Source organism: Streptomyces cyslabdanicus, from assembly GCF_052663305.1.
In genome coordinates this window covers 15,155-38,311 of sequence record NZ_JBQRUW010000028.1, presented here as the reverse complement: position 1 = coordinate 38,311, position 23,157 = coordinate 15,155, and the positions used below count along the sequence as shown (strand labels likewise).

Sequence of the window (23,157 nt, the reverse complement as noted above, 5' to 3'; positions counted from 1 at the left end):
CCCATGACGAACACCGCGACGACCCCGTCGTACGACCAGCTCCCCCTCATCGACCTCGCCGCGGCCGACCGCGGTCCCCGGGAACGGGCGCTGCTGCACGAGCAGTTGCACGCCGCCGCCCACGACGTGGGTTTCTTCCAGCTCGTCGGGCACGGCGTCACCCGGGCCGAGACCGACGCGCTGCTCGACGCCATGCACGCCTTCTTCCGGCTCCCCGAGGCCGACCGCCTCGCCCTGGACAACATCAACTCGCCCCACTTCCGCGGCTACACGCGCACCGGGGACGAGCGCACCGGCGGCGCCCGCGACTGGCGCGACCAGCTCGACATAGGCGCCGAGCGGCCCGCCCGCGTCCCCGGTCCCGGCGAGCCCGCGTACTGGTGGCTCCAGGGCCCCAACCAGTGGCCGGCCGCCCTGCCCGAGCTGCGCACCGCCGCACTCGCCTGGATCGACCGGCTCGGCGCCGTCGCCCGCAGGCTGCTGCACGAACTGCTCACCGCCATCGGCGCGCCCGCCGACTTCTACGACCCGGTCTTCGGCGAGTACGCCCACCCGCACCTCAAGCTCGTCCGCTACCCGGGCAGCGCCGGCGACGGCACCGACCAGGGCGTCGGCGCCCACAAGGACTACGGCTTCCTCACCCTGCTGCTCCAGGACGGGATCGGCGGGCTCCAGGTGCAGCGCGCGGACGGGCTCTTCCACGACGTGCCGCCGATCGAGGGCGCGTTCGTGGTCAACCTCGGTGAGCTGCTGGAGGTCGCCACCAACGGCTACCTCGTGGCCACCAACCACCGGGTGGTCTCCCCGCCCGGCGCGACCGAGCGGTTCTCGGTGCCCTTCTTCTACAACCCGCGCCTGGACGCCCGTGTCGCCCCGCTGCCCTTCCCGCACGCCACCGTCGCGCCCGGCGTCACCGACGACCCGGGCAACCCGCTGTTCGCGGACTACGGTCTGAACGAGCTGAAGGGGAAGATGCGCGCCCACCCGCTGGTCGCCCAGCGGCATCACGCGGAGCTGCTGAGCCCCGCGTGACGCCGCGTGTGCCGACCGGGCGCGGTCAAGTGCCCGGTCAGCGCGTGATGTCGGCGTAGCCCGCGATCTCCCGCAGGCCGCGCGGACCGGGACCGACGTAACGGGCGGAGGGGCGCACCAGCCGGCCGGTGCGCTTCTGCTCCAGGATGTGCGCCGACCAGCCCGCCGTACGCGCGCACGTGAACATCGACGTGAACATGTGCGCCGGCACCTTGGCGAAGTCCAGCATGATCGCCGCCCAGAACTCGACGTTCGTGGCCAGCACCCGGTCCGGCCGGCGGTTGTGCAGCTCCTCCAGGGCGGCCTTCTCCAGGGCCTCGGCGACCTCGTACCGCGGGGCGCCGAGCTCCCGGGCGGTACGGCGCAGCACGCGCGCGCGTGGGTCCTCGGCCCGGTACACCCGGTGACCGAAGCCCATCAGCCGCTCACCGCGGTCCAGGGCCTGCTTGACGTAGCCCTCCGCGTCCCCGGTCCGCTCGATCTCCTCGATCATGCCCAGGACCCGGGAGGGCGCGCCGCCGTGCAGCGGGCCGGACATGGCGCCCACCGCGCCCGACAGGGCGGCCGCCACGTCGGCGCCGGTGGAGGCGATGACGCGGGCGGTGAACGTGGAGGCGTTCATGCCGTGCTCGGCGGCGGACGTCCAGTACGCGTCGACGGCCGCCACGTGCTTGGGGTCGGGCTCGCCCTGCCAGCGGATCATGAACCGCTCGGTGATGGAGCGGGCCTTGTCGATCTCCCGCTGCGGCACCATCGGCACGCCCTGCCCGCGTGCCGACTGGGCGACGTACGACAGCGCCGTGACGGCGGCCCGCGCCAGGTCGTCGCGCGCCTGCTCCACGTCGATGTCGAGGAGCGGTTTCAGGCCCCACACCGGGGCGAGCATCGCCAGCGCCGACTGGACGTCCACGCGGATGTCCCCGGAGTGCACGGGGATCGGGAACGGCTCGGCGGGCGGCAGGCCCGGATCGAAGGCGCCGTCGACCAGCAGTCCCCAGACGTTGCCGAAGGAGACCTGACCGACGAGTTCCTCGATGTCGACGCCCCGGTACCGAAGGGCGCCGCCCTCCTTGTCCGGTTCGGCGATCTCCGTCTCGAACGCGATGACTCCTTCGAGACCGGGTACGAAGTCGGACATCGGGCGGCTCCTTGTGGTCTGTGCGGCAGAGGATGCGAGGGGTGCTGCTGGGGTGGTGGTTACCTGCTGGTGCGACTGCAACTGGTGCGACTGCGAGTGGTGCCAGTGGTGCGACTGGTGCTGCTGGTGCGACTGGGACGGCGGCCTGGTGCGGGACGTCGGGTGGTGGGCCGTCCACCGGCGGATCCACGGTCGCGTCCCGTGACTCGCGGTCCTTGGCGGGCATCCTTGCGGGCATCCCTGTGATGCCCCGTGCGACCGGCTGCCGCCCAACCGGAACGACAGCAGCACCATAACCCCGAGTGCCACAAAAAGGGAGTGGAGGCGGCACTCAGTGCCACCCGGGGTTCGTGGCGAAGGGCGTGGGTGCCCCGCGGGAGCGCCCGGCGGATACGGCAAGATGATCGCGTGACCGACCGAGAAGCCGGGGAGACCGCCCCCTTCGACCTCGCCTCCATGCGCATGCACTACCGGGCCGAGGGGCTGGCCGAGGCCGACCTGGCCGCCACCCCCGTCGCCCAGTTCGCGCGCTGGTTCCAGCAGGCCGCGACCGAGGGCCGGCTGTTCGAGCCCAACGCCATGGTCGTCTCCACCGCGGACGCCGACGGCCGGCCCAGCTCCCGCACGGTGCTGCTCAAGTCCTTCGACGAGCAGGGCTTCGTCTTCTACACCAACTACGACTCCCGCAAGGGCCGCGACCTGGCCGGGAACCCGTACGTCTCCCTGCTCTTCCCCTGGCACCCCATGGCCCGCCAGGTCATCGTCCAGGGCGTGGCCCGCCGCACCGGCCGCGACGAGACCGCCGCCTACTTCCGCACCCGCCCGCACGGTTCCCAGCTCGGCGCCTGGGCCAGCGCCCAGTCCACGGTGGTCGCCGGCCGCGCGGAGCTCGACGCCTCCTACGCCGACCTGGCCGCCCGCTACCCCGAGGGCGAGCAGGTGCCCGTCCCGCCGCACTGGGGCGGCTTCCGGGTCGCCCCGCGGTCGGTGGAGTTCTGGCAGGGCCGCGAGAACCGCCTGCACGACCGCCTGCGGTACGTCGCCGAGCCGGACGGCGGCTGGCGCGTGGAGCGGCTGAGCCCCTGAGGCGACCCCGGGGCGTGGATGCCGTATTGACACGGCTCTGGTCCAGACCTCACCGTGATCCGCGACACACAGTCGCCCCCGAAGGGACGGACCACGCATGAGCGACCGCACGCCGGCCGGGCAGTTCCTCGACGCCGCCATCGGCCTGCTCCAGCGGGTCCGGGACGAGGAGGCCGAGCAGATCGCCGCGGCCGGGACGCTGCTCGCCGACACCGTGGCCGCCGGCGGCCGCCTGTTCGCCTTCGGTGCCGGCCACTCCTCCCTCGCCGCCCAGGACCTCGTCTACCGCGCCGGCGGGCTGGCCCTGATGAACCTGCTCGCCGTTCCCGGCACCGTCGGCGTCGACGTCGTGCCCGCCACCCTCGGCTCCGCCCTGGAACGCGTCGACGGCCTCGCCACCGCGGTCCTGGACAGCTCCCCCCTCCGCTCCGGCGACGCCCTGGTCGTCGTCTCGCTGTCCGGGCGCAACGCCCTGCCGGTGGAGATGGCCATGCGTGCCCGCGCCCTCGGCGTGCGGGTCGTCGGCGTGACCTCGGTGGCCTACGCGACCGAGACCACCTCCCGGAACGCCTCGGGGACGTTCCTGAAGGACCACTGCGACATCGTCCTCGACTCCAAGATCGCGGTCGGGGACGCCGAACTCACCCTCGACACCGTCGCGGCCCCCTTCGCGCCCGCCTCCACCGTCGTCACCTCCGCCCTCCTCCAGGCGGTCATGGCCACCACCGCCGGCGTCCTCGCCGACCGCGGCATCGAACCGCCGCTGCTGCGTTCCGGCAACGTCGACGGCGGCCACGAGTGGAACGCCCAGGTCTTCGACCGGTACGCCGACCGGATCTTCTACCGGCACTGACCGGACCGCACGCGCTCGCGCACGGCGTCGGTCCCCGCGCACGGGAATTTCCCCGGACGGCAATTCCTTCCATGTTCTGGGAACCCGGTGTGTGCTGGGTCACGTTCCAGTTGAATGATGGGCAGTGAGCGAAACGACGCGCCGTACGTGCGGACGCAGCCTGCAGGGGGTCCAGGTGAGTGCTTCCCGGCGTAGAGGGGCCACCGACGAGCTGGGGCCGGACGAGCCCGAGCCCGAGCGGGACGGCTCGCAGGGGCCCGACGCCCACGACGGCTCCGACCTGCTGGCCGCCCTCCTCGACGGGATGGACGCGGCCCTGTGCGCCTTCGACGCCGACGGGGTCGTCACGCACTGGAACCGTGAGGCCGAGCGCATCCTGGGCTGGACCGCCGCCGAGGCCGTCGGACGGCACGGCTTCGCCGGCTGGGCCGTGCGCAGCGCGGACGCCGAGGAGGTCGAGGGGCGGCTGATGTCCGCCATGCACGCCCCCGGACGCCAGGTGCACGAGTTCGCGCTGCTCACCAAGGACGGCGGCCGCGTCCTGGTGCGGACCCAGTCCGCGGTCGTGCACGGGCCCGACGGCAAGCCCGCCGGCCTGTACTGCGCCTTCAGCGAGGTGCACGCGCAGATCGACCTGGAGCGGTCCATCGCGCTCAGCGAGGCCCTGTTCGAGGACGCCTTCTGGGGAGTCGTCCTCGTCGACGCCGACCTGCGGCCCGCCGTCGTCAACCCCTACGCGGCCCAGGCCCTCGGCATCGGCCGCACGGCGGCCCTGGGCCGGCCGCTCGGCGAACTGCTCGCCCAGGGCGCGGAGGAACTGGAGAGCGCGCTCACCCACGTGCTGGCCGAGGGCGCCCCGCCCGCCCCCGCGGAGCTCTGGGTGGGCGTACGCACCGCGGAGGGCGACCGGCGGCGCTGCTGGCGCAGCGGGTTCGTCCGGCTCGCCTCACCGCTCGCCGAGGAACCGGTACCGCTCGGCGTCGCCTGGCTCTTCGCCGACGTCACCGAGGCCAAGCAGGGCGAGCAGGAGGCCGCGCTGCTGCGGTTCCGCGGCAACCAGCTGCACCGGGCCGCCCGTGCCGCCGCCGAGTGCGAGGACCCGGCCGAGGCCGCCACCGTCCACCTCGACTTCGCCCTCGCCGGCTTCGCCGACCACGCCCTGATCGACCGGGTGGCGGGCGTGGCCCCGGCCGACTCCGAGACGGCGGCCCCGGTCCGGCTGGTCCGCGTCGCGGCCACCCCCTCCGGCGGCCCCGGGCCCAGCCTGCTCACCGGGCAGGCCGGGCTGCCCGTCCGCTACGGAACGGGACACCCCGCCCTCCAGTGCGTCGAGCGGGTCGGCTCCGTGCGGGCCTCCGTCGGGTCCGTACCGGCCGACCGGGCGCGTGAGTGGGCCGAGGCCCGGCAGTGGCCGTCGGACACCGTGCACGCCCTGTGCGCGGTGCTGCGCAGCCGTGGACGCACCCTCGGCGTCGTGACCTTCCTGCGCGGCTCCGGCCGAGCCCCCTTCGAGCGTGCCGACGCGGCCTACGCCGAGGACGTGGCCGCACGCATCGCGGCGGTCCTGGACCTCGCCCTCCTGGCGAAGGACGCCCGCGCCTGACCGCACGAGAGTGCCTTGCCGCGCCGGCGCACCGGCCGGCGTGAAAAAAACCTGTTGAGTATCGCCGGTCCGTTTCCTAGGGTGTTGTGCACACACGAAGGGAGGTGATCCGGTAGATGAGTGAGACCCGGACGCGTGAGGTGGCTGCGGGCTAGCGGCCCGTCACCCCACCCTGTGCGGTGCCGGACCGGCGCGTGAGGACACGTGCGGCCGGCCCCATTCCAAGCAGTCACCCGACCCGCGAGCTGCCGGTACGTCCGGCCGGCTCCTCCGCCGAGGCGGAGGGACCCAGCTCGCGGGTCGTCTGCGTTTCGCGAGGCCTGCCCGGTTGTCAGTGGGATGCGTCAGAATTGACTCCAGGGCCAGCGCACGCGCCGGGGAGCCGCCGGGCTTCCGGCCGAGGTAATCGAGGGGCACGTATGTCCGGACTGATCGACACCACGGAGATGTATCTCCGCACCATCCTCGAGCTGGAGGAGGAAGGCGTCGTCCCCATGCGCGCCCGGATCGCGGAGCGACTGGACCAGAGCGGGCCGACGGTGAGCCAGACGGTCGCGCGGATGGAGCGCGACGGCCTGGTCTCGGTGGCCCCGGACCGGCATCTGGAGCTCACGGACGAGGGCCGCCGGCTGGCCACGCGCGTGATGCGCAAGCACCGGCTCGCCGAGTGCCTGCTGGTCGACGTGATCGGCCTGGAGTGGGAGCAGGTGCACGCCGAGGCCTGCCGCTGGGAGCACGTGATGAGCGAGGCCGTGGAGCGCAGGGTGCTGGAACTGCTGCGGCACCCGACCGAGTCGCCCTACGGCAACCCGATCCCGGGCCTGGAGGAGCTGGGCGAGAAGGACGGCGCCGACCCCTTCCTGGACGAGGGGATGGTGTCGCTGTCCGACCTCGACCCGGGGGCCGACGGCAAGACGGTGGTCGTCCGCCGGATCGGCGAGCCGATCCAGACGGACGCGCAGCTGATGTACACGCTGCGCCGCGCGGGCGTGCAGCCCGGCTCGGTGGTCAGCGTGACGGAGTCGGCGGGCGGGGTGCTGGTCGGCAGCGGCGGCGAGGCGGCGGAGCTGGACACGGAGATCGCCTCTCACGTCTTCGTCGCCAAGCGCTGAGCGGGCCGCCGCCGGGCCGCCGGTCCGGCTCGCCGTGATCCCCCGTCCGTGGCTCAGCGCGTCGAAGCGCAGCGCGCGGCCGCCGGGCGTGCGAGGCTGTCGCGAAAGGCGTGGGGTGTGAAGGAGGGGTGGGGGAGATGTGCCGCAGATGTGGGGAAGGCCCCGGCGCCGTGCGGCGCCGGGGCCCTGCCTCCCCTTCAGCGACCCGGAGCCCCGAGCTCTCAGGGTCGTCCCCCGCGGACCCCTTTTCCCCGAGTGGTCCGCCTCCCGTTGAAGATCTCCCCAGGGGGGCGGCGATCAATCCTGGCCAGGCGTCACTCGAACGAGGGGTGTTGGCGGCGGTGCCCGAATTTTCGAATAGGTATTCGATAATCTGAGTGCCCGCGTGGGAGGGCCCGCGGCCCGCGCTACAGGAATGTGCACGACGGCCTACAGAAGCGGAACACGGTTCCAGGGGGGTGCCAGGACCAATGGTGCGGCGCATCGACGTGACCGGGTCGGGCGGTGTACGGCTCGCCGCCTGGGAGTTCGCCGAGCCCCCGAAGGCCGTGCCGGGGCAGGTGAGGGAGCGGACGCCGGAGCGGTCCGACGCGGGACCCGGGCGGACCGACGGCGTGCTGTTACTGCACGGACTCATGGGCCGTGCCTCGCACTGGGCCACCACCGCCCGCTGGCTCTCCGGGCGGCACCGCGCCGTCGCCCTCGACCAGCGCGGGCACGGCCAGAGCGAGAAGTCGCCGCAGGCCGTCTACACCCGTGAGGCCTACGTGGAGGACGCCGAGGCCGCCCTCGAACAGCTCGGCCTCGGCCCGGCCGTCGTCATCGGGCACGCGATGGGCGCGCTGACCGCCTGGCAGCTGGCCGCCCGCCGCCCCGACCTGGTGCGCGCCGTCGTCATCTGCGACATGCGGGCCTCCGCGCTCGGCGCCGCCTCCCAGCGGGAGTGGGAGGACTGGTTCCGGGCCTGGCCGGTTCCCTTCGCCGCCCTCGCCGACGTACGGAAGTGGTTCGGCGAGGACGACCCCTGGGTGGAGCGCCCCAACCCGGCACGCGGCGAGTTCTACGCCGAGGTCATGCACGAGAGCGCGGACGGCTGGCGTCCCGTCTTCGATCCGCGGCAGATGCTGGCCTCCCGCGAGGCCTGGGTGTACGACGCCCACTGGGAGGAGCTGGCCCAGGTCCGCTGCCCGGCCCTCGTGCTCCGCGGCCTGGACGGCGAACTCGGCCGGGCCGAGGCCCAGGAGATGGTCCGCGTCCTGCCGCGCGGAGAGTACGCGGAGGTGGCCGACGCCGGTCACCTCGTCCACTACGACCAGCCGGAGGCCTGGCGGATGGCCATCGAACCCTTCCTGGAGGCGGTGCTCACCGGATGAGCCCCACCGCCACGTCCCCCACCGTGCCGACGGCCGTCCAGGAGGCATTCCTGAAGGCCTTCCACGCCGAGCGCCCGGCGGTCACCGCGGACGCCTTCCGCGCCGGGCGCTCGCCGGACGGGCGGGTTCCGTGTGGCTTCGGCGTCCACGTGGTCACCACGCGCCTGCGCTGACCGGGCCCCCGCCTCAGCCCTTGCTCACCGCCGTCAGGATCTCCGGCAGCCGGGCCGCCGTGCGTGGCGCCGCCAGACGCAGGCCCAGCAGGATGAGCGCCGCCCCGTACGTCGCGCCCACCGGCAGCAGCAGCCAGCTCCAGCTGCCGCCGGAGGCGCTGACGTTCGACCAGATGAGGAGGGCGATGAACGGCGAGCACAGCAGGGCCGCCGCGACCATGCCGCCGAAGATGGAGGCGAAGGCGAGACCGGCCTGACCGGCGGCCACGTTCTTGTGGCCCTCCTGCGGGATGGAGTACGGGAAGCGGGCCGACGTCCACGCCCCGGTCCCCAGCAACGCGCCGAGCAGGGCGAAGGACAGGCCGAGCACCTCCGGCAGCCGGCGCCACTCGCCGAGCAGGCCCGCCGTCAGCACCGTGACCAGGGTGGCGTACGGCAGGGTGATCAGCAGCAGGGCCAGCGCCCGCGCGCGCAGCTCGACGTAGGCGTCCCGCGGGGCCGAGATCGTCAGCGCGACCAGCCAGAACGCCGAGGTGTCCTGGCCGAACTGATTGTACATCTGGATGCCGAGCATGCCCGCGGCGAAGCAGGCGAAGTACGGCGTCCCGTTGTCCCGGACCGCGTTGAACACCGGGACGATCAGTCCGATGGCGAGCGAGGTCACCCAGGCCGCCTTGGTCTTCGGGTCGCGCCAGACGTAGCGCAGGCTGCGCTCCATGACGGTGCCGGTGCGGCCGGCCGGCAGCCACCGCGCCAGGCCGCCGCCCTCGCGGGCCCGCTCGCGCGCGGGAGCGTCGGCGGACTGGAGCGTCGAGGAGTCGGGCGAGGTCATCAGCCGGGTCAGGCTGCGCGACCACACCACCAGCAGGGCGGCCAGGGCGGCCGCGGTCAGCGCGAGCTGGGCCGTCGCCACGCCGTAGGAGCCCCTGCTCACCGAGTCCACCGCGCCCACCGCCGACGCGGGCGGCAGCCACCGCAGCACGTCCGCGACCGGGTCGAGCTGGCCCAGGCCCGCCGTCCCCAGGCGCTGCATGCCGAAGTTGACGACCTGCGCCCCGATCGCGATGACCAGCCCGCTGAGCACCGCCAGGTCCCGTCCCTTGCGGCTGGTCAGCAGCCGGACGTTGGCGGCGGCCACGGCCCGCGCGAGGGCCACGCACACCAGCAGCGTGAGCGCGAGGGCGAGGACCGCGACGACGGACGCCGCCGCCCCCTGCGCCACCGAGATCACACAGCCCACCAGCAGCAGCACCGTGAACAGCGGTCCGATGCCCACCAGGGACGCCGCCAGCAGGGCGCCGACCAGCGGTCGCGGCCGCAGCGGCAGCATCACCAGCCGGGTCGGGTCGAGGGTCTCGTCGCCGCTGGGGAAGAACAGCGGCATCACGGCCCAGCCCAGCGCCAGCACGGCCACGCCCAGCACGGCCACGGCGTCGATGTGCGCGTGGCCGCGCAGCGCGATCAGCGCGGTCATCTGGAGCGCGGCGAACAGCAGCGCGACGACGGCCGACGCGATGAACGCGGCACGCCGCCCGCCGGACTGCCTGAGCCCGTTGCGCAGCAGCGAGAGCTTCAGCCGTACGACGACGGGCGTGACCGAAGGGGCCCCGGTGCCGGTGCTCATCGGGAACCGCCGCCCAGCCAGTCAAGGTGGGATCCGGCGTCCCGGCCCTGCGCGCCGACGAGTTCGAGGAACGCCTGCTGAAGGGTGGGAGCCTCGCCGCGCACCTCGGCGAGCGTGCCCTGGGCGCGGATGCGGCCGGCGGCCATCACGGCCACCCAGTCGCACAGGGACTCGACCAGTTCCATGACGTGCGAGGAGAAGACGACGGTGGCGCCGGAGGCGGTGTACCGCTCCAGGACACCCCGGATGGTCTGCGCGGACACCGGGTCGACGCCTTCGAAGGGCTCGTCGAGGAAGAGGACCTCCGGGTTGTGCAGGAGCGCGGAGGCGAGTCCTATCTTCTTGCGCATGCCGGTCGAGTAGTCGACGACGAGCTTGTGCTGGGCGCCGGCGAGGTCCAGCACGTCCAACAGCTGCGTGGCCCGCCGGTCCACCTCGTCACCGGGCAGCCCGCGCAACCGCCCGGAGTACGACAGCAGTTCCCGGCCCGACAGCCGCTCGAAGAGCCGCAGCCCCTCGGGCAGCACGCCGATCCGCGCCTTCACCGCCACCGGGTCCCGCCACACGTCGTGCCCGACGACCTCCACGGTGCCCTGGTCGGGCCGCAGCAGCCCGGTCACCATGGAGAGCGTGGTGGTCTTCCCGGCCCCGTTCGGCCCGACCAGACCGATGAACTTCCCCGCGGGCAGCTCGAGATCGATCCCCGCGACGGCGACCTGCTCCCCGAACCGCTTCCAGAGCCCTTGCACGCGTACGGCGTTTGTACCCACTACGACTGCTCCCTCCGTCGGCATGAACCCTACGGGGCTCCCCGCCCGAGGGGCGCGGGACCGAGCTGATCCGGGGTTCCGCCCTGCGCGGGTGGCCTACCGGTCCCTTCCGCACGCGTACGCCAGCGGCGGGACCAGCTCCTCGACGTCCGGCAGCCACCGGTTGGCCGGCGTCGGCCGGCAGGCCCACTGCACGGCCCGGGACCCGCACCGTGTGGGCGGCGCCGCCACGTACGCCCCCTCGCCGAGGGCGACCAGGTCGAGGGAGGCCGGCGACCAGCCCAGCTTCCGTACCAGGTACGGCAGTTTCACGGACGTGCCCGGCAGCACGAAGAACTGCATCCGCCGCCCGGGGGTCAGGATCACCGGCCCCAGTGCCGACCGCATCCGCTCCAGCCGGGCCAGCGCGAGGAACCCGGCCGTCTCCGGCACGGAGACCGCGTCGAACGTACGGCCCGTGGGCAGCAGGATCGACGCCGTCGGCCGGTGCTGCCACATCCGGCGCACCGTGCTCGCGCTGCCGGTCGCCAGGGACGCCCAGTCCCCGCGCGCCGGGTGCGCGCCGGGCGCGGCGCACCCGGGGTCCGCGCAGGAGCAGCGCTGCATCCCGCCGACCGCCACCAGCCAGGTGCCGGGGAACACGTCCCAGTGGCGTTCCTCGGTGTAGCGAACGGCTGTGTCCAGCAGCGACTCCCCGCGCTGCTGGGGAACGTGACCGGCCACCCGGTCGGCGCTCTGTGCGGCCTGCGCGCCCGCGATCGTCTCTTTCACGCCCCACTCAACTGCCGCGCCCACCTGGAGTTACGGGCGGGTCGCGTGGGTGGACGCGCCGGGGTGGAGCACCCCCTCGGTGCCCGGGGCGCACGGGTGCACGGGCGGGGGCGCGCGGGAGGATCGCCGCCGGACACCGGGTAGATCCGTGGGGGGCGGCACCCACCTTCACCCCGGCAATCCTCACATGTCCCGCATTGTCGGTATGCCCACGGGGCATCGATCTCCACGGCCGGAGTTTCCGCCGGGGCGCGGATCGCGTCCGGCCGCGCAAGAGCCGTCAACCCGGTGCGTGGGCAGGCACCGCAGCCTCAGGGGGTTAACGCCATGGCCGCCAGGCCTCTCGTCGCGCGGCAGCCGAACGAACGGTTGCAGGCGCTCATCCAGGAAGCGGGCTGCTCGAACGCCGGGCTGGCCCGCCGGGTCAACATGTGCGGCGCCGAGCACGGCCTCGACCTGCGCTACGACAAGACGTCCGTGGCGCGCTGGCTGCGTGGACAGCAGCCGCGCGGCCGGGCCCCGGCGATCATCGCCGAGGCGATCGGCCGCAAGCTCGGCCGTACGGTCACGATCGACGAGATCGGCATGGCCAACGGCAAGAACCTCGCCTCCGGCGTGGGCCTTCAGTTCTCGCCGACGGTGCTCGGGGCCATCGAGCAGGTCTGCGAGCTGTGGCGCAGCGACGTGGGCCGCCGGGACTTCCTGTCCGGCTCCGCCGTCGCCGCCTCCGCGCTGGTCGAGCCGAGCCGTGACTGGCTGATCTCCGCGCCGGATCCGCAGGTGGCGCGGGCGGCCGGGTCGCGGGTGGGTCAGTCCGACGTCGCCGCCGTACGGGCCATGACGCAGGCGCTGGTCGACCTGGACCACAGCCACGGCAGCGGGCATGTGCGCCCGGTGGTCGTGCACTACCTCAACAGCGTCGTCTCCGGGCTGCTCGCCGGCTCCTACCGGGAGGCGGTGGGCCGCGACCTGTTCGCCGAGGTCGCCCGACTCACCGAACTCGCCGGGTACATGGCCGTCGACACCGGCCAACCGGGCCTGGCCCAGCGGTACTACATCCAGGCGCTCCGGCTCGCCCAGGCGGCCGGCGACCGCGGCTACGGCGGCTATGTGCTGGCCGCCTCCATGAGCCACCTCGCCGCACAGCTCGGAAACCCGCGGGAGATCGCGCAGTTGGCGCGCGCGGCGCAGGAGGGCGCGCGCGGCCGTGTGACACCGCGCGTGGAGGCGATGTTCCACGCGGCCGAGGCGCGCGGGCACGCCCTCATGGGCGACGCGCGGGCGGCCCAGCTCTCCGCCGGGCGGGCGGTGAGCGCGCTGGAGGCCGCTCAGCCGCACACCGGGGACGATCCGGCGTGGATCGCGCACTTCGACGAGGCCTATCTCGCCGACGAGTTGGCGCACTGCCACCGGGACCTGGGGCAGGCGGAGGCGGCGGCGCGGGCGGCCCGGGAGTCGCTGGCCGGGCACCCCGCGTCGCGGGCGCGGCGGCGGGCCATCGGCCATCTGCTGCTCGCCACCGCGCAGGTGCAGCAGCGCGAGGTCGAACAGGCCTGCAGCACCGCGCTGAAAGCGGTCGAGCTGCTGCGCACGCTGCGCTCCGACCGGGGCGCGGAGTACCTGGAGGACTTCCAGCAGCGCCTGGAGCCGTTCCGGGACGAGCCGGTGGTGCGGGAGTTCGGGGCACGGCTTCAGACGCGGGTGGCGGCGTGAGCGTGTTTCCGGGTTCCTCGGGCCGCTCATGTCCGTTGTGAGACCCGGGACATAAAGCAGCGTGCAGGGCGTGGGTTTTGTTACTGCCGTCACAGGGAAGGAGGTCTGGCCCTGTGCTGCGTGGCACGGGGCTCCGGGGACCCGGTAGCGTGAGCCGACGATTCCGAAGGTCCCCCATTCGTAGGAGTCCCGGTGACGCAGAGTGGACAGGGCGAGGAGCCCTCGGCGCGGCCCGCGCACGAAGGCATCGTGCTGCCCTCCGACGGTGGTGAGCCCCTGCTGCCGGGCATGCCCGGCGGACCGGGTGGCCACCCGGGTGCCGGGCAGCCGGCCGGTCGGGCCCCGGGGGCGACCCCGGCCGGCGGACAGGCCTGGGGCCAGCCGTGGGGCCCCGACCTGCAGCAGCAGCAGCCGCAGCAGGATCAGGGCTGGCAGCAGGCGTGGGGCTCTCCGGAGCCGTACCAGCAGGGCCAGTGGGACGCGCAGGGCCAGGCGCCCCGGCATCCTGGCGCGGGCCCCCTGCCCCCGGAGAACGCCCCGTCCCACGGCGCCCCGCCGTACCAGCAGCCGGGCGCCGACCCCTACGGCGCCCCCGCGCACGGGCTGCCGCCCGCCGGTGCCGACCCCTACGGTGCCCCCGGCCACTCCATACCGCCGGGCGCGCACGGGCTGCCGTCCCCCGGGGCGGACCCGTACGCGGCCGGGCACGGCGCCCCCGCGCAGGTGATGCCGGGCGCCGACGAGGGAGCGACGCAGTACATCCCGCCGGTCCCCGGTGGGCCCGCGGACGAAGGGGCCACCCAGTTCCTGCCGCCCATGGGAGGCGCGGCGATGGACGAGGGGGCGACGCAGTACATTCCGCCGGTGGGGCCGGGAGCCATGCCGCCGGCGGCGGGCGGCGGTCCGGCCCCGTTCCCGGGCGGGATGCCCCAGGGCGCCGCACCCGGTCACCCCGACGCCGAGGCGACGCAGTTCATCGCGCCCGTGGACGCCCAGGCGGACGGGCGGCAGACGCCGGCCGAGTTCGACAACCTCTTCCGCCACGACTCCGGCGGCGCGGGCCCGGCGACCCAGCAGCTGCCCCACCTCCCGCAGGGCCAGGCCGACCAGTTCCACGCCAGGACCGAGCCCACCCCGCCCGCCGGGTACGACGGCGGCGGCGGCCGCGGAGGCCGGCGCACCGGCTCGCGGGTGCCGGTGATCGCGGCCGTGGGCGTCGGGATCGCCGTCCTCGGCATCGGCGCCGGGGCACTGCTCAGCGGCGGCGACGGCGACAGCGACAGCGGCGACAAGAACACCAACGTCGCGGCCACCGCGCCCGCCACCGACGGCGCCTCCGCCTCGCCCGCCGCCGACCCGGCCCGGGAGCAGGCGGTCGAGCTGGACAAGCTGCTGGCCGACAGCGGCAGCAGCCGCGCCTCCGTGATCAAGGCGGTGGCCGACGTCACGAACTGCTCCAACCTCGACCAGGCGGCCTCCGACCTGCGCGCCGCGGCCGAGCAGCGCAAGGGCTTGGTCAACCGCCTGGGACAGCTGTCCGTCGACCAGCTCCCCGCCCACGCCGAGCTGACGGCGGCCCTCGACAAGGCCTGGAAGGCCTCGGAGTCGGCGGACCTGCACTACGCGGCCTGGGCCGACCAGGCCCACGGCAAGAAGGGCTGCAAGAGGGGCCAGGCCCGTCCCACCGGCGAGAGGCATGCGGGCGACCGCGAGAGCAACGTCGCCAGCGGCCAGAAGGCCAGGGCCGCCCAGCTGTGGAACTCGATCGCGAAGACGTACGGCCTCACCCAGCGCCAGCCGACCCAGCTGTGAGGCCCGGTCACCGCACCAGGCTCCCTCGCCGGAGCCGGCCGGCTCAGTCGGCCTCCTCCAGCGTCTTCGCCACGTTGACGAAGCCCTTCGCGGCCGGCACCAGCCGGCCCCGGCGCACCGTCTGAAGGGACACGTCGGCGTTGGTGAGGCGGGCCAAGCCGGTGGAGGCGAGCAGGTCGGACAGGCGCCACCGCAGCGGCGGGGTCAGCCCGCCGGTGCGGACCTCGAGCCCGCCGTCGAGGGCGCGCCGCACGGTGGAGGCGCTCACCTCCCCGTCGCCGATCTGCTCGATGACGGCCCGGAGCACGGTGTAGGCGATCCACGTGGTCTGCACCCCGGCGTCCTCGGGGTCGATGCGGTTGTCGCCGAAGGCCGCCTCGTTGATCACCTTCTTCATCCCGTCCCAGCGCGCGTCGCTCGCCACCGGGTACCAGCCGGTGAGGTGCGCCCCCTCGTACGGGCCGGACCGCCCGCCACTGGCGTCGATCACGGTCTGGTCGACGCTGCCGAGCACGGCGGCGGTGCGCACCTCGGGATAGGAGTCGCGCGCGCGGCGGAAGGAGTCCATGAAGATGTTCGTGCGCTCCCCGAGGGCGGGGATCACGCAGCCCGGCCGGCCCGGGTCGGCGCTCGCCTGCCGCAGCGCCAGATCGGCCTGGTCGGAGTATTCGGTGGCGTCCTCGGCGGCCCGCTGGTCGTCGGCCGGTTCGTGTCCGCCGGCCCGCAGCCCCGCGTCGAGCAGCCCGGGCAGCTCGTCGCCCGCGATGGTGTCGGGCCGGATCAGGGTGACCGGGCCGCACTGCTCGGCGAGCTCCTTGCCCAGACCGGCCAGCAGGGCGGGCTGGCCGCCGTTGACGGGGTAGGACAGGGCGCGGGTGAACTCGGTGGTGGTGACGCCGTAGCCGCCGATGAACGGGATTCCGGCCCCCTCGAGGGGCGGGAAGAAGGAGTCGCTGTACTGGCTGTAGGAGCCCACGACGGCGACCGCGTTCTCCTTGACGGCGCGCCGCGCGCACTTCGCCGCGGCCACGCTCTCGTTGCCCTCGTTGCAGGTCAGCACGTTGAGCCTGCGGCCGGCGATGCCGCCGTGGGAGTTGACCCAGCGGGCGTAGGCGAGGGCCATCGCGGGCATGCCGGGCTTGTTGGTCGCCCGCGTGTTCTGAGGCGCCCACGTCATCACGGTCACGGAACCGCCCCCGGAGCCCCCCGTGGCACCGGGGACGATTCCGCAGCCGGCGGCGAGCGAGGCACACGCCAGCAGAGCCCCCGCCGGCAGCAGGGCTCTTCTCGCGGACCGGGTGAGGCGAGTGAGGGGGAAGAGGAATGTGCCACGGGAGCTTCGCCTGCCGGTCATGCTCACGCACGATTCCGCCACATCGCCAACCTGTTGATGACTCTCGGTCAACGAGTGGTGACGTATACGTGAATTGCGGGGGCAGGTGGGACCCCTGGGGCGGGGAACGTACGATCGATGACCGTGCAAGGTTCGGAGAACTCTTCCCGTCGCGGCCGTCGCTCCTCCACCATGGGCGGCATGCCACTCAACGACATGCCGTGGTGGCGCTGGCGCAGCAATGTGCGTTCCGCGCTGCACATGCTCTCCGACCCGGTGTTCCAGCGGGACGTCTGGCTCGCAGGCGTCGAAGGGTACGGCGACGTGACCGACGCCGTCTACCGCCTGGTCGAGGACACCTGGCTGGACAACTGGTCCGCCGAGAAGTACGTCGGCACGATCTTCCGGGACTCCCAGGAGGCGGCGCTCGTCGACACCGCGGTCCTACGGGTGTTGCGCATCATGCACCAGGTCGGCCCCGACGCGCCGGTGTCCGCCTACCTCGACCACCACGGCTGGCCGGAGGCGGTGCGGGCGGCCCGTGACGCGCACGTGCGCCTGGCGGCGAGCGACGGCGAGGACCCGGACGCGCCGCCCCGCAGCCTCGAGGTGCTGAGGATCCTGACCCGTTCCGCGTAGCGGACGAGCAACCACGCGCGGGGCCGGACGTGAGACGCTGTCCCGCATGAGCGAGCAGTCCTCCCGAGCCGCCGCGGCGCAGGCCGACCAGTACATCCTCATCCTGTCGTGCCCGGACAAGCAGGGCATCGTGCACGCGGTGTCCAGCTACCTGTTCATGACGGGCTGCAACATCGAGGACAGCCAGCAGTTCGGCGACCACGACACGGGACTGTTCTTCATGCGGGTCCACTTCTCGGCCGAGGCGCCGGTGACGGTGGACAAGCTGCGCGCCAGTTTCGCGGCGATCGGCGACTCCTTCGGGATGGACTGGCAGATCCACCGGGCCGACGAGAAGATGCGCGTCGTGCTCATGGTCAGCAGGTTCGGGCACTGCCTGAACGACCTGCTCTTCCGCGCCCGGATCGGCGCGCTGCCGGTGGAGATCGCGGCGGTGGTGTCCAACCACACCGACTTCGCCGAGCTGGTGGGGTCGTACGGCATCCCCTTCCGTCACATCCCGGTGACCAAGGACACCAAGTCCGAGGCCGAGGAGCGGCTGCTCGAGATCGTGCGCGAGGAGAAGGTCGAACTGGTCGTCCTCGCCCGTTACATGCAGGTCCTCTCCGACGACCTGTGCAAGCAGCTCAGCGGCCGGATCATCAACATCCACCACTCCTTCCTGCCGAGCTTCAAGGGCGCCAAGCCGTACCACCAGGCGCACGCCCGGGGCGTGAAGCTGATCGGCGCGACGGCGCACTATGTGACCGCCGACCTCGACGAGGGCCCGATCATCGAGCAGGAGGTCGAGCGGGTGGGCCACGACGTCACCCCGGACCAGCTGGTCGCGATCGGCCGGGACGTGGAGTGCCAGGCGCTGGCGCGCGCGGTCAAGTGGCACGCGGAGCGCCGGATCCTGCTGAACGGGCGCCGGACGGTGGTCTTCGCGTAGCGCGCGGGCCCTGGGGGCGGCCGTCCTCGGTCGCCGCCGTCGGCGGGCTCACATGCGGCTGAGGGACGCCGCCGCGCACAGCACGTCCCGGATCGCCTCACGGTCGCCGACATGGCCGGCCGCCGCCTCCCGAGGGGCCACGTGTCCGGCCGCCAGCCGGCAGAACTCCACGCCGTCCAGCGCCACATGGGCCACCTCGTGGTCCGCGGAGCCCACCGCCGCGGGCGAGTCGAGCGGGATCAGCCACTGGCCGCCGCCCAGTCCCTCGATCTCCAGCCGCAGACTGCGCCCGGGGGCGCCCGCGGTCACCAGGCGCCGGGCGCGGGCGGGTGAGGCCAGTCCGGCCCGCCGCCGTCCGGCCAGCACACCCGGCAGCATCCGGGCGGCGAGGTCGATCATCCGGTGCAGGTGGCGCGGGGCCGGCGGCTCGTACGGGTAGTCCACGGCCTCCGCGATGTCCTCGGCGTGCACCCAGCACTCGAAGGCGCGGTCGAGCATCGCGTCGGGCAGCGGCAGTTCGAAGGCGCCGTACGGCACCGGCGGCCTGCGCACACCGTTCGCGGCGAAGGAGACCGTCCGCACCAGGGCGTGCGTCTGCTCCCGCCACGGCGCCCGCACCGAACGGGTCGGCGGGCGGTGCGCGGCCCGCCAGCAGGCCTCGGTGCGTGCCGCGGGGGTGGGCCCGTCGGCGGCGCCGGTCGCGTCGCCCAGCGGGTCGTCCAGGCCGAGGGCCACCGCGACCAGTCCGTCGACGCTCATCAGATGCGCGATGACCCCGGCGGCGGTGGTGCGCCGGCTGGTGGCGTCCTCGCCCTCGAACCACCGCAGCCGCACCGGGGCGTGCCACTCGCGGTCGTCCATGTCCTGGAGCAGCGCGTCCAGGCGCGCCGTCTCGGCGTCGTAGGGCGCGGCCCAGTCGGGCACCGGGATCCGCGGCGGCCGCCGCTCGAGACAGCCCTCCAGGACCTGTGTGCGCAGCCCCGGGGCCGGGTCGAGGGTGTCGGGCCGGTGCAGCAGACCGACCGCCTCCCGCAGCGCCAGCGCCTCCTGCGCGCAGTCGCCGCACCCGCCGAGATGCTCCTGAACGGCAGCCGTCTCCTCCGGCGAGCATGCGGCCAGCGCCCAGGCCCCGAGCAGCGACTTCAGCAGAGAGTGCGCGGGCCCGCTCTGATCCATCGCCTCCGGGGTCTTTGCGGCCTCTGTGATCTCCGCGGTCTCTACGGTCTCCGGGGTTTCCTCGGTCTTCGCCGGCTCCGGGGCGGCGTCCGGGGTCATGCGGCGCCTCCGTGTCCGGAGGGCGTGTCGGGGGCGTCCACGGTATGGGCGGTGGAGAGGAGCTGGAGGCCCAGGCGCAGGCGGCGGCGGGCCTCGTCCTCGGTGACGCCGAGGTCGGCGGCGGTCTGCCGGTAGTCGCGGCGCTGGAAATGGGCGAGTTCCAGGGCAGCGCGCAGCGGGGCCGGCATGGAGTGGACGATGTAGTCGGCGCGGGCGGCGGCGGAGGCACGGCACACCCTGTGCTCCAGTTCCTCGGCGGAGCCCGGTCCGCCGCCGGCCAGCGCGGCGCTCTCGGTGGTGCGCAGCCGCCGCACGGCGAGGCGGTGGGCCAGCCCGGCCACCCAGGCGCGCAGCGGGCCCTGCCGGGGGTCGTAGGCGTCGGGGTGCTCCCAGACCTGTGCGAACACCTCGCGGGTGATGTGGTCGGCGGCCTGCTCGTCGCCGAGGACCCGGTGGGCCAGGCCGTGCACGAGCGAGGCGAAACGGTCGTAGAGCTCACCGAGGGCGGCCGCCTCTCCGCGTACCAGCCGCTGCCGCATTCTGCGGTCCCAGTGGGGCGGTGCGTCCGTCTTCGCCATGCGGCCCCCTCCGCGCCCGGCCGTGCCGCGCCCTGCGTCCCGGCCCGTTCCTCGTCCGGCGTGTGTGTCCGGCGTGCGTGTCCAGCGTGTCCGACGTGGTCTTCTCGAATGTAGTCGGCATGTCCGACAGCACACGCCCCTTTATGACAATGTGCGCCCCCCTGAGAACCGCTGGTGGCGAGGGAGCAAGGGTGTTCTGCCCTTTCGAACGTGACTGAAGCCGACCGAAGCTGACCGAAACAAGCCGCTGGCGGAGCGGTCCCGGTTTGCTGTCCTGCGTTTGGGGGAACGGCCGCTGGGCAGCCGCGCGGAGAGAAGCGTAGGAACTGGTTCCGTTTCCGAGCGGTTCCGGGGAAGTTCCGGCTGACGGAGGGCGGGCCGTGGCGTTCAAGGTGACCGACGACGAACAGGGCGAGTGGAGCGTGCTCCGGGTCGCCGGCGAACTGGACCTGATGACCTCGCCGACGCTGCGCCAGAGAGTGCACGAGGTGGTGGCCGAGGGGCGCCACGACCTCGTCCTGGACCTCTCCGAGGTCTTCTTCTGCGACTCCAGCGGCGTCGGCGTCCTCATCGCGGCGCGCCGGCTGATCCGCTCCTGCCGGGGTCGGCTGCGCCTGATCCTCCCGGCCCGCGGCGCGGTCGACGGATCCCACGTGAACCGCGTCCTCGGCGCGCTCGGCGTCCGGCGCCTCTTCGACGTCTACCCGGACCTGGCGGCGGCGGTGGACGACGAGCCGCTGTCCGCCTGACCGGCCGGCCGCCGAACCCCCTTCGCCCAGTACGTACTTGAGCTCCCTCCGTGGCGTCTCGCCCCACGGAGGTGGCCGCCGTGCGTGCGGGCGGGTGCCGAGCCACGCAACACGCCCGGGCGCACGAGCAGTTCGGAGCGCCCGCGGGTACCTTCCGGGCCGCGCGGGATGCCGCGACGCGGGTCGCCGGACGAGAATGTCGCCGATCGTGGCGCTGGGGCGTCACGGAGCGTTGATGTCGGGTGGTGTCCCGGGCGCGACTCGTCACGTCCCGGAGCCGCCGTCGTGCTCGGGTACCTTGTGTGGGATGCGAGTGCTTCCGAGCCTGAGCCGTCCCATGACGAGCGTCGCACAGTATGGCGCACGGGTACTCCTTCGCGCGGGAATATGCCCGAAGCGCTTGTTGCGGTGACGGTACGTCAACCATGCTGTCTCCCAAGGGAGTCACGTTCCGTGACCCTTGCTCTGGCTGTTGTTCTGGCCATGCAGAAAATGGCTACGATCGTGGCCTCGTGAGGCGCGAGGCTGTGTGTCCGCCGGTTCGGATGGTGTGAGCGGTGCAGGTGCTTCAAGTGCAGCTGGAGATCCGGCCCGACCCCGCGGAGGTGGGTCGAGCCCGGCGGTGGGCCCGGTCCCGGCTCGCCGGGTCGGGGATAGCGGCGGACGAGCCGCTCGCCGAGACCCTGGTCCTGCTCGTCTCCGAACTGGTCACCAACGCCGTGGTGCACACCGGCTGTCCGGCCGTGCTGCGGCTGCTCCTGTCCGGGGGACCGGCCGGGGCGGCCACCACCGTGCGCCTGGAGGTGGCCGACGTCAGCACCCGGGCCCCCGTGCCCCGCTGCTCGGGCGACGAGTCGACCAGCGGCCGCGGCCTCGCCCTCGTCGACGGCCTCGCCGACCGGTGGGGCTGGTGCCCGGAGGGCGTGGGCAAGCGCATCTGGTGCGAACTCGACCGCTGCGCCACGGCCGTGGAAACGGCGGAGACGGTGGCGTCGACGGGCTGCGGGCGTTCGGCCCCGGCGTACGAGGGTCTGGCCCAGGGGGCCTACGGGGCTTTCGGGGGCGTGGCGTACGGGGCGGTGTAGGTCCGGGCCCGCGGTACCGGTGCTCCGGTGTCCTGCCGTACCCGCGGCGAGGTCGTGCGCCGGGAGATGCTTCTGTGCGCGCCCCGTTGCGATGGGGCATAACGGGTAAACCGGCAGGGTGGTGTTGACGCCCCGTGTTCGTCTGATCACGCTGGTGGTCAGCGATTCGCCGTGAGGGGACGCCGAGGGCCGGGGCACCGGAAGTCCTCGGCGAGTGTGGGTCGTGATGCCGGCGCCGACCGGTCCCTTCGGGGTCCGAGGGGGTGGGGCCGGTGCGCCGGGATCGGGTGGCGGCGCGCTGCCGTGTTCGGGGCGGGCAGGGGCGCGTCGCCGGCCGGGCCTGCCCCGTCTCAGGGATGCCCGAACATCGGGCGCTTGTCCACAGGCTGTGGACAATCTGCCGGGCTTCGGACCTCCGCTCCGGTTCGGGGGGAGCCGTTCACCCGGAAGGTCCGCCGGTAGGCCGTCGGTGTCACCCCGAGCGCCGTCTGGAGGTGCTGCCGCATCGACTGGGCCGTGCCGAAGCCGGCGTCCCGGGCCGCCTGGTCCATGGACAGGTCCGTGGACTCCAGCAGGTGCCGGGCCCGTTCGACGCGCTGCTGGGTGAGCCACTGCCCCGGACTGACCCCGGCCTCCTCACGGAAGCGCCGGGTGAAGGTCCGTACCGACATCGCCTCCCGCGCGGCCATGTCCTGCAACCGGATGGGCTCGTGCAGGCGGCCCAGCGCCCACGCCCGCGCGGTGGTCGTGGTGGCCAACTGCGGGTCGGGCACCGGCCGGTGGATGTACTGTGCCTGGCCGCCGTCGCGGTGCGGCGGTACGACGGTGCGCCGGGCCACCTCGTTGGCGACCGCCGTGCCGTGGTCGCGGCGCACCATGTGCAGGCACAGGTCGATCCCGGCCGCGACGCCCGCCGAGGTCAGCACGTCGCCGTCGTCGATGAACAGCACGTCCGCGTCCACCTCGACCTGCGGGAAGACCCGTTGGAAGTGGTCGGCGTCGGCCCAGTGCGTCGTGGCGCGCCGCCCGTCCAGGCGGCCCGCCGCTGCCAGCACGTACACGCCCGTGCAGATGGAGGCGAGGCGGGTGCCGGGCCGGATGTGCGCCAGGGCGGCGGCCAGTTCCCCGGTCAGCACCCCCTGCTCGTAGACCGGGCCGAGTTCGTACGAGGCCGGGACGATCACGGTGTCGGCGGTGGCCAAGAGCTCCGGCCCGTGCCGCACGTGGATCGAGAAGTCGGAGTCCGTCTCCACCGGTCCGGGCGGCCGGACGGAGCAGGTGACGACCTCGTACAGCGGCCGTCCGGCGGTGTCCACGGGCCGTCCGAAGATCCGGTGCGGGATGCCCAGCTCGAAGGGCAGCAGCCCGTCGAGGGCGAGGACGGCGACGCGGTGCGGGCGGAAGTCCGTGGTCCTGTCCATGGTCCTGTCCGTGGTCCTGTCCATGGCCCGATCCTAGCGAATGCTGTCCTTCGGGCCAGTGGAGTCGGCCGGGCCGGATACCGGAA

21 protein-coding genes are annotated in these 23,157 nt (G+C 73.6%); 13 read left to right on the top strand and 8 right to left on the bottom strand.

Annotated elements, in window-relative coordinates; genetic code table 11:
- Positions 1–3: 3 nt before the first annotated feature.
- Complete coding sequence (locus ACTYVM_RS17290; protein ID WP_445526741.1) at positions 4–1,032, top strand: isopenicillin N synthase family dioxygenase; 1,029 nt, start codon at positions 4–6, stop codon at positions 1,030–1,032.
- Positions 1,033–1,069: 37 nt separating this feature from the next.
- Here the strand turns inward: ACTYVM_RS17290 and ACTYVM_RS17285 are convergent, their stop codons facing one another.
- The gene (locus ACTYVM_RS17285) at positions 1,070–2,170 is read right to left on the bottom strand and encodes a citrate synthase 2 (protein WP_445526740.1); all 1,101 of its coding nucleotides are present in this window, start codon (positions 2,168–2,170) and stop codon (positions 1,070–1,072) included.
- Between the two features lie 408 nt (positions 2,171–2,578).
- Here ACTYVM_RS17285 and pdxH point away from each other — a divergent pair, with 408 nt between their 5' ends.
- From pdxH to ACTYVM_RS17255, 6 genes are all read left to right on the top strand, one after another.
- Positions 2,579–3,256 carry a pyridoxamine 5'-phosphate oxidase gene (pdxH, locus tag ACTYVM_RS17280; RefSeq protein ID WP_445526739.1) on the top strand — a complete coding sequence of 226 codons (678 nt, stop codon included), beginning with the start codon at positions 2,579–2,581 and terminating at the stop codon, positions 3,254–3,256.
- 97 nt (positions 3,257–3,353) lie between these two features.
- Entirely contained in the window at positions 3,354–4,109 is a 756-nt protein-coding gene (locus ACTYVM_RS17275; protein WP_445526738.1) for an SIS domain-containing protein, read from the top strand.
- Between the two features lie 175 nt (positions 4,110–4,284).
- On the top strand, positions 4,285–5,712 hold the full coding sequence (locus ACTYVM_RS17270) for a PAS domain-containing protein (RefSeq protein ID WP_445526737.1): 1,428 nt from the start codon (positions 4,285–4,287) through the stop codon (positions 5,710–5,712).
- Positions 5,713–6,131: 419 nt separating this feature from the next.
- Positions 6,132–6,824, top strand: a complete 693-nt coding sequence (locus ACTYVM_RS17265; protein ID WP_400032651.1) for an iron-dependent transcriptional repressor DtxR — start codon at positions 6,132–6,134, stop codon at positions 6,822–6,824.
- Positions 6,825–7,294: 470 nt separating this feature from the next.
- Positions 7,295–8,197: an alpha/beta fold hydrolase gene (locus ACTYVM_RS17260; RefSeq protein WP_445526736.1), complete on the top strand. Its 903-nt coding sequence runs from the start codon at positions 7,295–7,297 to the stop codon at positions 8,195–8,197.
- The gene (locus ACTYVM_RS17255; protein ID WP_445526735.1) at positions 8,194–8,370 is read left to right on the top strand and encodes a hypothetical protein; all 177 of its coding nucleotides are present in this window, start codon (positions 8,194–8,196) and stop codon (positions 8,368–8,370) included. The genes ACTYVM_RS17260 and ACTYVM_RS17255 overlap by 4 nt, the downstream gene beginning before the upstream one ends.
- Positions 8,371–8,383: 13 nt before the next feature.
- Here ACTYVM_RS17255 and ACTYVM_RS17250 read toward each other — a convergent pair whose 3' ends face one another.
- From ACTYVM_RS17250 to ACTYVM_RS17240, 3 genes are all read right to left on the bottom strand, one after another.
- Positions 8,384–9,994: a transporter gene (locus tag ACTYVM_RS17250; protein ID WP_445526734.1), complete on the bottom strand. Its 1,611-nt coding sequence runs from the start codon at positions 9,992–9,994 to the stop codon at positions 8,384–8,386.
- Complete coding sequence (locus tag ACTYVM_RS17245; protein ID WP_400032645.1) at positions 9,991–10,788, bottom strand: ABC transporter ATP-binding protein; 798 nt, start codon at positions 10,786–10,788, stop codon at positions 9,991–9,993. Before ACTYVM_RS17245 ends, ACTYVM_RS17250 begins: the two co-directional genes overlap by 4 nt.
- Positions 10,789–10,860: 72 nt before the next feature.
- Positions 10,861–11,535, bottom strand: coding sequence for a bifunctional DNA primase/polymerase (locus ACTYVM_RS17240; RefSeq protein ID WP_445526733.1), 675 nt, complete (start codon positions 11,533–11,535; stop codon positions 10,861–10,863).
- 327 nt (positions 11,536–11,862) lie between these two features.
- Between ACTYVM_RS17240 and ACTYVM_RS17235 the strand changes: the two genes are divergently transcribed.
- Positions 11,863–13,248, top strand: coding sequence for an NsdA family TPR-like regulatory protein (locus ACTYVM_RS17235; RefSeq protein ID WP_445526732.1), 1,386 nt, complete (start codon positions 11,863–11,865; stop codon positions 13,246–13,248).
- 192 nt (positions 13,249–13,440) lie between these two features.
- Complete coding sequence (locus ACTYVM_RS17230) at positions 13,441–15,060, top strand: hypothetical protein (RefSeq protein ID WP_445526731.1); 1,620 nt, start codon at positions 13,441–13,443, stop codon at positions 15,058–15,060.
- A gap of 43 nt (positions 15,061–15,103) precedes the next feature.
- Here the strand turns inward: ACTYVM_RS17230 and ACTYVM_RS17225 are convergent, their stop codons facing one another.
- Positions 15,104–16,414: an ABC transporter substrate-binding protein gene (locus ACTYVM_RS17225; RefSeq protein ID WP_445526730.1), complete on the bottom strand. Its 1,311-nt coding sequence runs from the start codon at positions 16,412–16,414 to the stop codon at positions 15,104–15,106.
- A gap of 117 nt (positions 16,415–16,531) precedes the next feature.
- Between ACTYVM_RS17225 and ACTYVM_RS17220 the strand changes: the two genes are divergently transcribed.
- Entirely contained in the window at positions 16,532–17,032 is a 501-nt protein-coding gene (locus ACTYVM_RS17220; protein WP_445526729.1) for an SCO4402 family protein, read from the top strand.
- Between the two features lie 46 nt (positions 17,033–17,078).
- Positions 17,079–17,963, top strand: a complete 885-nt coding sequence (gene purU, locus ACTYVM_RS17215; protein WP_445526728.1) for a formyltetrahydrofolate deformylase — start codon at positions 17,079–17,081, stop codon at positions 17,961–17,963.
- A 48-nt stretch (positions 17,964–18,011) separates the two neighbouring features.
- On the opposite strand, the gene ACTYVM_RS17210 is transcribed toward purU, so the two are convergent.
- Positions 18,012–19,238, bottom strand: coding sequence for a zf-HC2 domain-containing protein (locus ACTYVM_RS17210; RefSeq protein WP_445526727.1), 1,227 nt, complete (start codon positions 19,236–19,238; stop codon positions 18,012–18,014).
- On the bottom strand, positions 19,235–19,816 hold the full coding sequence (locus tag ACTYVM_RS17205) for an RNA polymerase sigma factor (protein ID WP_400032629.1): 582 nt from the start codon (positions 19,814–19,816) through the stop codon (positions 19,235–19,237). Before ACTYVM_RS17205 ends, ACTYVM_RS17210 begins: the two co-directional genes overlap by 4 nt.
- Positions 19,817–20,196: 380 nt before the next feature.
- Here ACTYVM_RS17205 and ACTYVM_RS17200 point away from each other — a divergent pair, with 380 nt between their 5' ends.
- Together ACTYVM_RS17200 and ACTYVM_RS17195 are read left to right on the top strand one after the other, a co-directional pair.
- Complete coding sequence (locus ACTYVM_RS17200) at positions 20,197–20,565, top strand: STAS domain-containing protein (RefSeq protein ID WP_400032627.1); 369 nt, start codon at positions 20,197–20,199, stop codon at positions 20,563–20,565.
- 557 nt (positions 20,566–21,122) lie between these two features.
- The gene (locus ACTYVM_RS17195; protein WP_445526726.1) at positions 21,123–21,650 is read left to right on the top strand and encodes an ATP-binding protein; all 528 of its coding nucleotides are present in this window, start codon (positions 21,123–21,125) and stop codon (positions 21,648–21,650) included.
- Between the two features lie 350 nt (positions 21,651–22,000).
- On the opposite strand, the gene ACTYVM_RS17190 is transcribed toward ACTYVM_RS17195, so the two are convergent.
- Positions 22,001–23,095 carry a GlxA family transcriptional regulator gene (locus ACTYVM_RS17190; RefSeq protein ID WP_445526725.1) on the bottom strand — a complete coding sequence of 365 codons (1,095 nt, stop codon included), beginning with the start codon at positions 23,093–23,095 and terminating at the stop codon, positions 22,001–22,003.
- Between the last annotated feature and the right edge of the window lie 62 nt (positions 23,096–23,157).

Bases quoted from the DNA above. Each gene is read 5' to 3' on its own strand.
- ACTYVM_RS17290 (WP_445526741.1), top strand. From the start codon at position 4: ATGACGAACACCGCGACGACCCCGTCGTACGACCAGCTCCCCCTCATC.
- ACTYVM_RS17285 (WP_445526740.1), bottom strand. From the start codon at position 2,170: ATGTCCGACTTCGTACCCGGTCTCGAAGGAGTCATCGCGTTCGAGACG.
- ACTYVM_RS17275 (WP_445526738.1), top strand. From the start codon at position 3,354: ATGAGCGACCGCACGCCGGCCGGGCAGTTCCTCGACGCCGCCATCGGC.
- ACTYVM_RS17265 (WP_400032651.1), top strand. From the start codon at position 6,132: ATGTCCGGACTGATCGACACCACGGAGATGTATCTCCGCACCATCCTC.
- ACTYVM_RS17260 (WP_445526736.1), top strand. From the start codon at position 7,295: ATGGTGCGGCGCATCGACGTGACCGGGTCGGGCGGTGTACGGCTCGCC.
- ACTYVM_RS17255 (WP_445526735.1), top strand. From the start codon at position 8,194: ATGAGCCCCACCGCCACGTCCCCCACCGTGCCGACGGCCGTCCAGGAG.
- ACTYVM_RS17250 (WP_445526734.1), bottom strand. From the start codon at position 9,994: ATGAGCACCGGCACCGGGGCCCCTTCGGTCACGCCCGTCGTCGTACGG.
- ACTYVM_RS17245 (WP_400032645.1), bottom strand. From the start codon at position 10,788: ATGCCGACGGAGGGAGCAGTCGTAGTGGGTACAAACGCCGTACGCGTG.
- ACTYVM_RS17235 (WP_445526732.1), top strand. From the start codon at position 11,863: ATGGCCGCCAGGCCTCTCGTCGCGCGGCAGCCGAACGAACGGTTGCAG.
- ACTYVM_RS17225 (WP_445526730.1), bottom strand. From the start codon at position 16,414: ATGACCGGCAGGCGAAGCTCCCGTGGCACATTCCTCTTCCCCCTCACT.
- ACTYVM_RS17220 (WP_445526729.1), top strand. From the start codon at position 16,532: ATGACCGTGCAAGGTTCGGAGAACTCTTCCCGTCGCGGCCGTCGCTCC.
- purU (WP_445526728.1), top strand. From the start codon at position 17,079: ATGAGCGAGCAGTCCTCCCGAGCCGCCGCGGCGCAGGCCGACCAGTAC.
- ACTYVM_RS17210 (WP_445526727.1), bottom strand. From the start codon at position 19,238: ATGACCCCGGACGCCGCCCCGGAGCCGGCGAAGACCGAGGAAACCCCG.
- ACTYVM_RS17205 (WP_400032629.1), bottom strand. From the start codon at position 19,816: ATGGCGAAGACGGACGCACCGCCCCACTGGGACCGCAGAATGCGGCAG.
- ACTYVM_RS17190 (WP_445526725.1), bottom strand. From the start codon at position 23,095: ATGGACAGGACCACGGACAGGACCATGGACAGGACCACGGACTTCCGC.